This window comes from Flavobacterium sp. Flavsp81 (assembly GCF_059491325.1).
Map to the genome: position 1 here is coordinate 1,744,243 of NZ_CP168505.1, position 12,608 is coordinate 1,756,850.

Sequence of the window (12,608 nt, forward strand, 5' to 3'; positions counted from 1 at the left end):
ATATATGAACATTATATTCAAAAATTGGATCAAAAAAATCTATTTGCCTGCTGCATTCTGTTTTTCCCTGGTTTTGCAAGCCCAGGTACAGGAACTCGAATACAGCAATTTTACCCCAACAACATTAGCAGCTTTTACCAGCGGGAACTTTACGGACTCGGAGCTGGCTGCTGCCAATCAAAAAAATATAGATACCTATTGCTATTTTTCCCTGGCAATAGACAATGATAAAGCCCCTTATACGGGCTATAGCGTTACGGCGAATTTTGAGATTACGCCTTACGATCAAACCGGGGCTTTGATTCTGTCTGAAATAGTGACCAAAACCATGACGGTGAACTACAATCCTAACTTTAGTACCAACAGTCCTAATTTTAGTGACCTTAACTATTTCAAAATCAAAAACAAATTTGGTATCAGAGTGGTCTTGGTTTCCAATAGTATAGTGGTAAAAGATCTTTCCAATACTGTTATTCCAATTGCTAATGCCACTGCCCAATTGAATAATGTTACCGTAAAGATGGGATTCAGGGCCAAAAGATATTATCCTTTAGCTGCCACTACAGTACTTAATCCGGGCGCGACACCAAATACCAATGCAACAGCCGTTAACATTGCATGGGGTGCTTTGACAGGGGCCATCGAATACGAACTGGAATGGACATGGGTAGACAATTACAGTGAGACAAACAGCACCACTATTAATGCACCGCAAAACATTCCGTTTACGGACAGGGACTTCGATCTGAACAACACCCGGGTTGTAATCAGGGCAAATGGAGCTGCAAACAGCTACGAGATCCCGCAAATTTACGGCAGGGGCTATCTGCTGTACCGGGTAAGGGGAATAGGACGAAACACGGCTAACGAAAACGCCAAAGTATATGGTACCTGGAGCTCGGGAACTGCTGCAAAAGCAACAGTTGCCGACTGGCCAAATCAAATCACGATAACGGAACATGAAACCAATAAAAACTGGCAATTTCAGGCCAGTTATGCCGAGGACGGAAAGAAAAAAGAAGTGATCAGTTATTTTGACGGGTCGCTTCGAAACCGTCAGACCGTTACCAAAATAAACTCAGACAATGTGGCTGTTGTTGGCGAGGTGATATACGATACCCAGGGAAGGCCCGCTATTGAGGTGCTGCCAACTCCTGCAAACGGGGATGCAAGCATTCATTATTATCCAAATTACAATCTGTTTAATGCCACCACCCGGTATTCCAATAAAAATTTTGATTATGACCCTGCTGCCTGTGTAACCGCCACAGCCCCAATGGATACCGCTTCAGGTTCAAGCAGGTATTACTCGGAAAATAATGGTTTCCCGTCTTCGGTAAATCGGAATTTTATTCCGGACGCAAAATTATTTCCTTTCTCCCAGACTGAATATACTCCTGACAATACCGGGAGGATTTCCCGAAAAGGGGGTGTTGGCGACAAGCACAAACTGGGGTCCGGCCATGAAATGAAATACTTTTACTCCGTACCAGAAGATTTGGAACTTAACAGGCTCTTTGGTTATAAGGTGGGAAATGTTTCACATTACAAGAAAAATACAGTAATTGATCCCAACGGCCAGATCTCTGTAAGTTACCTGGACCCGCAAGGCAGAACAATCGCCACAGCATTGGCAGGGAGCAATACGTCCAATTTGGAAAGCCTGCCTGATGAGGCAATCGCAATCAGTCAGATCAACAGTAATTTAATTACCGGCAATACCTTACAGGCAACCGGTGCATTCCCGGGCAATCCGGACAAAAAAAACATCACAAAAGAAATGACGGTTAATGATCTTATAACCTATCACTTTAATTATACTTTAAACCAGAATACTTCTTTTCAGCCTGAATGCCAGACCCCTGCTTTTTCTTATCCTTTTGTCTATGATCTGAATTTATCTTTAAAAAATGATTGTGGTATTAGTGTTGGTGATTTAAAAAATACATTAGGCACTTTTAGATTAGATGGCACGGGTGCACCTGTAACATTTGATGTAGGCCAAATTGATTTACCACTCACCAAAGGCAAGTATAGTTTGGCAAAAGAATTAAAAGTCAATGAGAAAGCATTAAAATCCTATACGGCCCATTACCTGAAAAAATTGACCGAAACAGGTTCTTCCTGCTATATAAATCCCAATAACTACAGGATCAGTGCCAGCCTGCTCTCTGACAGCTGTAACTTTGACTGTCTTAATTACAAGACCACATTGGGGACAAAAGCATTATATGTCCAAAATGCATTTAATGCTTTTTATTCCAGTGGTACTCTTATTACCGCCTCCGGTCCCGATACCGGCAATACTCCCATTGACGTTCAGCTTAATGGGGTTGCCAATGTTGATGGTACGGCTATTGATCTTATTGAGAAAGCGGGTTTGATTACCCGTTTTTCCAAAGAATGGGATTTGCTGATGGATGAGGGCAGTAAATATTGTCCCACTTCTCCCGTATATACACCTTCCTGTGCGGTAAGCGATCAGATGCTCCTTAGTGATGTAAGCCCGGAGGGGCAATATGGGGCCACCAGCGATACCTACAATAATGGTATTGACCTTCCTGTTACCCCAAACCCGTATTATAAACTCAGTGTTTTTAATGGGCATACGCCAGAAAACCCTACAGGAGGAAATCAATTGTTTTATGCTGCTGCCAATACCACATCAGGAAACAATTGGAAAAAACCCGTAACGCCATACACAAATGATGACGGGACTCTGGCCTGGATTGAGGTAGAAACTACTGATGCAGAAATTACATTTATTCCCAATATAGATAGAAAATATAGTGATATCCCTGAGGCAGGGAGACAAAAAAGCACAAGCCTTGTTGACGGTTCCGTTACCTATAAGGTAAAACCAGAGTATCTGAAAAACAGTGCTGATTTTATTGCCAACTGGAATGATGGCTGGGCTGCATCGCTGGTACCCTATCATCCGGAATACAACTATCTGGTATATGGTAAAAAGCTTTGCGGAATAACAAAAACCAATACGATTAATGGTACTATAGTTACCACGGACGATTATGACAACCGCATTCAGTATGCCACCACTTTTGCACAGGCACAATTAGATGGATTTATTAATGCCGACGGAACTAATTCTGACCTGATTTATACCAATGACCCTTATTTTCAGGATTTTACAACTCTCGGTAGTGATGCTGCCAGTATTCAAACGGCAACATGGCCCCTTTTGCGGTATGACTCAAGGACTACCAGCAGCAATACCAGTATCATGTACCAGGCGTTAAAAAGCAACTATTCAGGAGACCAGACTGTGTCAGGAAACCTGACTATGTTTCAAAATGCGGTTAAAATCGTTATGTGCTCGCCGCTGGTAAGTGCTTGTGCTTCCACGTTCAGCGGTGCTTCACCCCAGCAAAAAGATGATATCTGGAATGTCTACAAAGCCTTATATTTAGGGCTGAAAGCCAATATCAAGCACATTTATATAAATCTTTATGCGTTAGAGAAAAAAACATATAATGGCTGTATCGGCACGGAAAAATCCAAATATGTAAGCGATGTGCTGGGCAGCAGTTTTGCAACTCAAAAAACAGCTATACACGATGCAATTCAGGCAATCTCTACTACAAACACGTTATGTGCCAGTGCCAGTGCGCCGCTGTATGCAAAACTCGAAAGACGTTTTATTCCTGCAGATTTCGGTTATGACTCCTCAGTAGCCGCAGATGTCGCAGTGGCCAATAATAAGGCAGTAAACAACTACCAGGTTTATGCCCAAACAGGCAATTGTCCGCTTTTGTCCGATTTCGATTTGTTTTTAAATGGCTGGATCATCAATAAAAAACAGTTAAGCTCCAATTTATTAAAAGCCCTGTCTCCGGGAATTGCGATCCCAACAACTACCCTGGTTACAAACGCAAGTTTTACGGATACAAAACTGGATATTTGGTTTACCAGTACGACCCCGAGCCTGACCAGCAGTAAAATCAGTTTGATTACTGACTCGCCTACCTATAAATGGACGAATTATGTCACGACCTGGAAAATCCTCAAACTGAAACAATTTTTTTACGACAAAGCAACTTCCACCCCTGGAAGCGGGATTTACAATTATAAGGTAATTGCCGAAATCAGCAATGGGCAAAATGAAACAAAAATAGGAGAAATACTCTTAACAGGTACAACCGCTGCCCCAATTGGGGAATGCGGGGTTTCTACCGGTAGTATTGGGGAAGTATTGAACCCCAATGCGACTGCTTATAGCAATGTGAGGTGTGAGGATAAAGCATCTAAATTTAATAGCGCAATTATAGTCTTTTTAAGTGAGTTAAGTAATAACCAACTCTTAAACAGTACCACACCGATTAATCTGTCAAATACATATTCTTATAAAGGTACCTTTTTAGAACAGTTATTCGGTGCCGATCCCTCAACTGTCTGGGTTAAGGATACAGATACTGCAAAGTTTATTTACTACATAAAAAAAGGAAATACAATAGTTGCAACATTCGATTTTGATGATAGCAATCCCTTTATAGGCACAACAACCGGCACATTTTCTAATTTTGCAATTGGGGGCCCTGTAAATTCAGGGAATCATTTTTTAGTAGATTATTCCAGGACTAATGCAGCAATTACTACATTTCATGGAATTATGACCCTGTCGGGCAATAATTTAAGCTGCCCAGCCCAGAAATGTATCCCGCAGCCGGTAGCACCCGTTGCTTGTGACAGTGCCAAAAAAACGGAATATATCGAATTTATAAATGGTAAAATCGACGTGGCCGGAGCATTAACAAATTATACTATAGATCCTGCCACAGTACAGTTTTGCGAAAACAACTACCAATATATCTTTGACAGTTACAAGGCCTATATCAATCAAATGAAAAGTATCGGACTCACATCCGCCTACGATATTCGTTTCAGGACCATTTCCGAATTTGGGAATACCTATCTCAATTATGGTTTTACAGATATTGGCAATGCCATTACCCAATATTCAGCCTATTACGTCTCAAAAGCAGCGGATCCCAATGTATTAAACTGGAACAACTGGGTAAATACCCTTTTCAGGGCAAGCAATACTCAGTGTCCGCCGGCACCGATATCAAATACTTCCACACTCGCAATGCCGCTGGATACTGCAGCAGCCTGTGCCCATTTTAATATTAACGCAGATGGTGCCTTTGGCAATGATATCTACAACAGTGTTATAGAAGCCAAAAGACAAAAATTTATAAAAGACTATATTGCCCAAGCCATGGCAGCCACGGAAACGTTTGATATGAATTATGCGGATAAGGAATATCAATATACCCTGTACTATTATGACCAGGCAGGAAACCTTACCCAGACTGTAGCGCCCGAGGGAGTAAAACGCATGGCTTTGAACAAGGCACTAAACGACAGTATAAATGCCTACAGGACAGCCAACAATCCTGTAGAAAATACCGCTTTGCAGCCTGTCCATACCTTCAAGACGCAATACAGGTACAACACCTTAAACCAGCTGGTGTGGCAGAAAACACCCGATGGCGGTGAAACCCGGTTCGCCTATGACAAACTGGGCCGGATCATTGCTTCGCAGAATGCCAAACAGGGCAAGCCCGAGCTTGGAACCGTTAAATTCAGCTATACCTCCTACGATGGTTTAGGCCGTATTGTGGAAGCCGGCGAAGTGCTGAACCCAAACGGAACGGCAGCCACCACCTACACCATAAGCGACGAAGGAAAATTAGTTTACGGAGGCACCGCCATAGTGGATGCCTTTACCACCAATGCAGTCAGCAGGACAGAAGTGACCAGGACGGTGTATTCTGATGATACTCCCGTAGAAAACTGGAGCCCTCCGGTTCCTCCCAATGTAACACCGCCTGTAAATACCCGAAATGCATCCTATTTCTTTACAAGTGGCAGTATGGCCACTAATAATATAAACAGGGTAACGGCAGTTTTTTATTATGATACCTATATAGCAGCATCTCCATTGAATTTCAACAATGCCATTTTATACAATTATGATATTCATGGCAATGTAAAAGAAGTGGTCAATTATTATTCGGCGCTCCGGGATGTAAACTGTATTGCCTCTTCCAAAAATGATTGCGAGAAACATGTAAAAAGAGTCGTATACGATTATGATCTTATCAGCGGGAATGTAAATACGGTAACCTTTCAGCCCAATAAACCCGATTTATTTATTCATAAGTACACTTATGATGCAGATAACAGGATTGTCGATGTGCAGACCTCCTCGGACAATGTGATTTGGGAAAAAGAAGCCAATTATAAATACTATCTCCATGGTCCTTTGGCACGGGTGGAGTTAGGGAATAAAAAAGTACAGGGTATCGATTATGCCTATACGTTGCAGGGATGGCTCAAAGCAGTAAACGGGGAAAACCTCACCGCTGCCGCCAACGATATGGGACAGGACGGACTGGCTGCGGGAAGCACCAAAACATTTGATGCCTTTGGGTATTCCTTAAACTATTACGAGAACGATTACAAGTCTATCGGTACTGCGGATGAGACTTCAGGCTTCAAACCCCTGATGTACAGCCGAAATGCTACTATTCAGCCCAATTCAAAAGATTTGTTTAATGGCAACATCAAGCAAATGACTACCGCCATACGCAAAAAGGACGGTACTTTGCTGAACATTCAGAAGAACAGCTATACGTATGACCAGCTCAATCGTATAAAAGCCATGACTTCCAGTGCTATTGTGCCTAATGCCACTTCGGGAAGCACCAGTTACGATTCGAATTATTCGTATGACAGAAACGGAAACCTGCTGACCTTAAACAGAAAAGCGCCTAACAGTGCCGGAGTGCCGACCGACATGGATAAACTGACTTATGAGTATCCTAACGAAACCGGACAGACGTACCGAAACAGCAATAAACTGGCCCTGGTGAAAGATGCTGCTGCGATACCGGCTGCAACATTTGTAGGAGATTTGGAAGACCAGGTGGCCAAACTCGCTGCCCTGACGCCTGCCATAACCTATGACATCAATACACCGGCCACCCATAATTATATTTATGATGAGATCGGACAGCTTATCGAAGATAAGACAGAAGGGATACTGATCAACTGGCGTGTGGACGGAAAAGTAAAGAGTGTCGTAAAAGGGACCGTGACCTATGCTTTTGAATATAATGGCTTAGGAAACCGAATAGCCAAAAAAGAAGTCAAACCGGGCCTTATCACCACCACTTATTATGCCCCCGATGCCCAGGGGAATGTGCTTGGGGTATATGAAGAGAAATTCAAGCCCAAGGAAACCGACCTGCAGAACGACCTGGTCTTAAACAGCTACAGTGTTAATAGCGTAGCCTTAAAACGCGCGATCAATAATATCTTTATCACCAACGACGGCAGCAGTGCCAGTGTGGGTGCCAACGGAAATTTAACCCTGCAGGCAAGCAATTCCATTACCCTTAAGAATTTCACGGCAGTTCAGGGAAGTACTTTCCTGGCCCAGATTACACCGGTACAGGCCAATAACAACGAGTCTGAATTGGCCCTTAAGGAACACCATATTTTCGGAAGCAGCCGACTGGGTCTGGAAGCCAAAAACCTGGTGATATACAATAGCGCGAATACCAGCACGACAGTCGACCCTGTTCCAACAAATTTCTTATCTTTGATTGGCGACAAGCGTTTTGAATTGTCCAATCATTTAGGAAATGTACTGGCGGTGGTAAGCGACAAGAAAATTCCGACTGCAACCGCAGGAGTATTTAATCCTGACGTTCTTAGTTATAGTGACTATTATCCTTTTGGAAGTTTGGTGCCTAACCGTCATGCGGATAGCAATACGTATCGTTATGGGTTCAACGGTAAGGAGAATGATAATGAAATAATAGGAGAAGCAAATTTCGAAGATTATGGAATGAGAATGTATAGCACTCGTTTGGGTAGATTTTTTAGCGTTGATCCACTTACAAAAAGGTTTCCTGAATTAACCCCATTTCAATTTGCGAGTAATACACCTATACAATCTATTGATTTAGATGGTCTGGAACAATATCATTATACTTTAAGTTTTGATAAAAAAGGAAAACCACAGTTAAAATATATAGATGAAACACATTTTAGATATGAGCATTGGAAGTGGGGATCAAAAAATATTTTGGGAGCTGACATACCGATTCCACAAAGATATTTCACTGAAGATCATAAGTTTGTAGTTCATACTGGAAAAGTACACGAAGGTCTTACTCCCGATAATAGTCAAATTTATAGAATGGAAATTACTAAAACATTTGACGACCGACAGGAAATGCTTGAATGGGTTTCTCAAAATGTACCTGGTGATATACAGAGATACGATGACAATTATTCAACACTTGATCAAATTGGACATCATCTTAGTAATATACAAGAAATATATCACGAAAGTAGGCCTGGTGGAGGGTCAGGAGGACATTATGAAGAAGAAAGCTCTATAGTAAAACCTTATTCAAAATCAAGACCATCATATGATACAAATCAAGTGGAGGAAGTTTGGGAAACAGCAAAGCAAAAGAATGGTAAAGTTTATGACCCAAACACTGGAGAAGAATTATTTTGGGATAAATCTACAAGAAGAGGCTGGGATATGGGTCACACTCCTGGTAAAGAATATAGAAAATTGCATAAAGATTATATGGATGGTAAAATCACAAAAAAAGAATTTTTAAATGAATACAGAAATCCTAAAAACTACAGACCAGAAGCACCAGGCCCAAATAGAAGTCATAAGTATGAAAAAAAATAAATTATTATGGAAGAAATATTTCAAATTGTAAGATTAAACAAAATAGAAGAATATTTTAAAAGAATAGAAAAAATTAATATTAATATTGTAAATGAATATAATCAAAATTTACTTCACGAAGCTATTACTTTTGAAAATAATGATATAGCAATAGATTTGATAAATAGGAGAATAAATTTTAATCAAATAGATAAGGACGGAAAAACCCCATTACACTATTGTGCTAATTATCTAAATGTAAAAATCGCAAAGACTTTAATAGAAGCTGGAGCAGATTTAAATATTAGTGATAATTATGGAAATAATCCTTTATGGGTAGCAGTGTTTAACTCTAGAGGTGATTACGAGATAGTAAAATTATTTATTGATCATAATGCGAATCCTAATAATAAAAATAATGTGAATAAATCTCCATTAGATTTTGCAGTACAAATACAGGATGATGAATTAATACAAATTCTCAGTAGCGGGGGTAGTGTTTCAGATTGGTAATGTATCAGATTGGGGTAATGTATCAGATGGGTAGTGTTTCAGAGTTAGTGATATAAGATTTTATATTTATAACGTATTGATAAAGAATGATAATTGAAAATAATTTAGGAAAGGATGAGCAGTAAATGTTCATCCTTTTTGTTTTAATATTGCCTTAAAAGAATTAAAATGAGAGAAAATGCTACCTCATGTTTCAGAGTTAGTGATAATATTAATTGGCAGTACCTTCCTGGCTCAAATTACACCGGTACAGGCCAATAACAACGAGTCGGAATTGGCACTTAAGGAACACCATATTTTCGGGAGCAGCCGTCTTGGCCTGGAAGCTAAGAATTTAGTGGTATACACGAGCAGTAATACAAGTACAAATAAACGAGGGATAGGTAATGGTGATTATTATTCCGCAAGTGCCAATTTAAAACACGAAGAAAAGCACTTTAAAGGTATGGGAGCTGACCCTTGGACTGAGCATTTTCAAGTTTGGGTTGAAACTTTTAAGGAAATTAAAGCAGATGGAACATATTCAAAATTAAATAATGGATACAAGAAGTTTCTTAATAATGTTGGTTCAGGTTATATTGATGAGATATCAAGAAGTATATCCGATTCCAAAATTGTTACTTCAAAAGATTTTAATCGGGCATACGACATATACTTTAATAATGTAAAGGCTTACAATGAATTAATGAACGATAAGGAGAAAATAAAAATCACATCTAAAAAGGCCTTTTTAGATGCACGAAAATCAAATAGAGATGATTAGATTGTTGAGCTTAGTTTTTGTAATTGTTATATTGCAAAGTTGTAATAATATAAACAAACAATTGGAGATTGAAAAAATAGCTATTGAAGAAGAAAGTTGTGGAACTAATTGTATTGGAATATCTACAGTTCGTATTCGATATTTTTTAAAATCAGATTTTATCATAAAAGAGCAATTTCTTAATATAGATGGATTTACCAAAACCAAATTGATAAAATATCGCTATCAAAAGAGTAATCAAGGGAAATATTTGTATCAATATATATACAATGAGATAGATTTATCAAAGTATTTATCTTTGAATAGTGTTAAGAAACAATATAAAAGATTGATTTATTTTAATCAATTATCTTTACATAATTCTAAATACATTATGCAAGCTAATTCATCAACAAAAATCCAATATTTTTTAAACAGTGAATTAGTCAATGAAGAAGATACTTATAAAATGGATTTTCCTCCTCTTGTCCCCCCCAGCTGGTCCGAGCAGAAATAATTACAACGGCTAGTGCGAGTGTCCCACTCGTACCCACAAAGAAACTCGACAAAGCAATTAAAAAAGAAACCCGGTAATGTTTTCAGAGTTAGTGATATAAGATTTTAGATTTATAACGTATTGAAAAAGAATGATAATTGAAAATAATTTAAGAAAGGATGAGCATTACTGCTCATCCTTTTTGTTTTAATATCGCCTTAAAAGAATTAAAATGAGCGAAAATGCTACCTCATGTTTCAGAGTTAGTGATAATATTAATTGGCAGTACCTTCCTGGCGCAGATTACACCGGTACAGGCCAATAACAATGAATCTGAATTGGCACTTAAAGAACACCATATTTTCGGAAGCAGCCGTCTTGGTCTGGAAGCCAAAAACCTAGTGGTATACAATAGCAGTAATACCAGCACGACAATAGATCCGGTTCCAACAAATTTCTTATCTTTGATAGGCGACAAACATTTTGAATTGTCGAATCATTTAGGGAATGTACTGGCTGTTGTAAGTGATAAAAAAATTCCGACTGCCACAGCCGGGGTATTTAATCCTGACGTTCTTAGTTATTCTGATTATTATCCTTTTGGAAGTTTAGTACCTAACCGTCATGCGGATAGCAATACGTATCGTTATGGGTTTAATGGAATGGAGAAGGACGATGAATTGAAAGGGGAAGGCAATAGTATCAACTATGAAGCTCGAATGCAAGATACGCGTTTAGGTAAATTTTTGTCTCTTGATCCACTTGCAAAACAATTTCCATTTTATTCGCCTTATCAATTTGCTGGTAATACTCCAATTCAGGCAATTGATTTAGATGGAGCTGAAGAATATCATTATACGATGATTGAAAAAAGTGGAAAAGCGCAATTAAAATTAACAAATGTCAAAAGATTTAATCATCATTCTTGGTTTGGTGGACTAATTGAATTTGATACAAAAATTGAGGTTAAAGATATATAGTGAGTTACCAAGGGAGATCCTACCATATTGGATTCGCTAAGTACGGAAAAGGATATTCTAATTCAGAAAAATTCGAAGATTTTGAAAACGATTATTTAAAGGGAAAGGTAGATCCATTAAAATTTGAATTTGAATATTTTGATGATGAACATTCACAAGCAGCATCAGATGTTAATCTTATTGTTCAATCTCAAAACGCGAGTGCAGAAACATCATTGCCATTTGGAGGTAAAACACAAAAGTGGAAAGTTGATTTGATGGGTGGTGAAGAAGGTACTTCAGGATATGTAAATTTTGATAAGTATGCCAAGAAAGGAATAAAAGACGATGTTGCTAATTTTACAAAATATTTTTCTACTAGTTCTGTTAATACTGTTAATAAGATGCAAATAAATAATCCTCAGGCTCCTTTTTTAAATGAAATAGCCGGAGGTTTAAGCCAAGATGCGATTATTACTGTAAGGGGAGGAATGAGTAATTCATTCTTTAATAAAGTTTTTAAAGGAACAGCCGAAGGAATGAATCATTATACAGTCATTAGTAAAACTGAAGATGTTCTAAACAAGAATTATAAAAGAACCGATGGTAATCCAGTAATAGGCCAAATAAATGAAATTGTTTTAAAAAAGAAATAATGATAGTGAAGAAAAATTTAGATGAAATTGATTCCTCTGAATCTTATTTTAGAAAAATTATCATCAATAAAGAATTATTGATAATTGCTTATATGAATTTAGGAGTCAGTAATCATGAACTTAATAATTCTAAAAGAATTAAGTACATAGATCGAAGTTATATTATATGCACTGATATCGATTATCTAAAAGTTAATGACATGATTTTTATTAATAAAAACAAAGATTCGGAACATTATTATTTTGGAGGTTATGATTTAGATAATAAAATATTTGATATAGAAATCAGAAGTAATAATTTAGTTTTAAAGCTATTGTCAGACAGTGTTATTACTGATTATCATTGGGTTCCTATCAATACTCCTAATTTTAAAAAGAATATAGATGATGAAAAATTAAATTTTTTCTTTGGATTATAAAATAGGTAGTGTTTCAGAGTTAGTGATATAAGATTTTATATTTAGGTAATGTATCAGATGTGGTGGTGGCTAATTATTTGATATATCATTTACAGAAAGTC

Annotated in this window: 7 protein-coding genes; all 7 read left to right on the top strand. The window is 38.2% G+C overall.

The window, feature by feature from the left end; all coding sequences use genetic code 11:
• Nucleotides 1-4 precede the first annotated feature (4 nt).
• The 7 genes from ACEN92_RS06970 (at nucleotide 5) to ACEN92_RS07000 (ending at nucleotide 12,507) form a co-directional block, all read left to right on the top strand.
• The gene (locus ACEN92_RS06970) at nucleotides 5-8,743 is read left to right on the top strand and encodes a GH-E family nuclease (protein ID WP_495641650.1); all 8,739 of its coding nucleotides are present in this window, start codon (nucleotides 5-7) and stop codon (nucleotides 8,741-8,743) included.
• Nucleotides 8,744-8,749: 6 nt separating this feature from the next.
• Nucleotides 8,750-9,235: an ankyrin repeat domain-containing protein gene (locus ACEN92_RS06975; protein ID WP_495641651.1), complete on the top strand. Its 486-nt coding sequence runs from the start codon at nucleotides 8,750-8,752 to the stop codon at nucleotides 9,233-9,235.
• Between the two features lie 178 nt (nucleotides 9,236-9,413).
• A complete protein-coding gene (locus tag ACEN92_RS06980) occupies nucleotides 9,414-9,998 on the top strand; it encodes a hypothetical protein (protein WP_495641652.1) in 585 nt (194 codons plus the stop codon).
• Complete coding sequence (locus ACEN92_RS06985) at nucleotides 9,970-10,494, top strand: hypothetical protein (protein WP_495641653.1); 525 nt, start codon at nucleotides 9,970-9,972, stop codon at nucleotides 10,492-10,494. Before ACEN92_RS06980 ends, ACEN92_RS06985 begins: the two co-directional genes overlap by 29 nt.
• Nucleotides 10,495-10,715: 221 nt before the next feature.
• Entirely contained in the window at nucleotides 10,716-11,453 is a 738-nt protein-coding gene (locus ACEN92_RS06990) for an RHS repeat domain-containing protein (RefSeq protein ID WP_495641654.1), read from the top strand.
• Nucleotides 11,453-12,088, top strand: a complete 636-nt coding sequence (locus ACEN92_RS06995) for a hypothetical protein (protein WP_495641655.1) — start codon at nucleotides 11,453-11,455, stop codon at nucleotides 12,086-12,088. Before ACEN92_RS06990 ends, ACEN92_RS06995 begins: the two co-directional genes overlap by 1 nt.
• Nucleotides 12,088-12,507, top strand: coding sequence for a hypothetical protein (locus tag ACEN92_RS07000; protein WP_495641656.1), 420 nt, complete (start codon nucleotides 12,088-12,090; stop codon nucleotides 12,505-12,507). Before ACEN92_RS06995 ends, ACEN92_RS07000 begins: the two co-directional genes overlap by 1 nt.
• The last annotated feature ends 101 nt before the right edge of the window (nucleotides 12,508-12,608 follow it).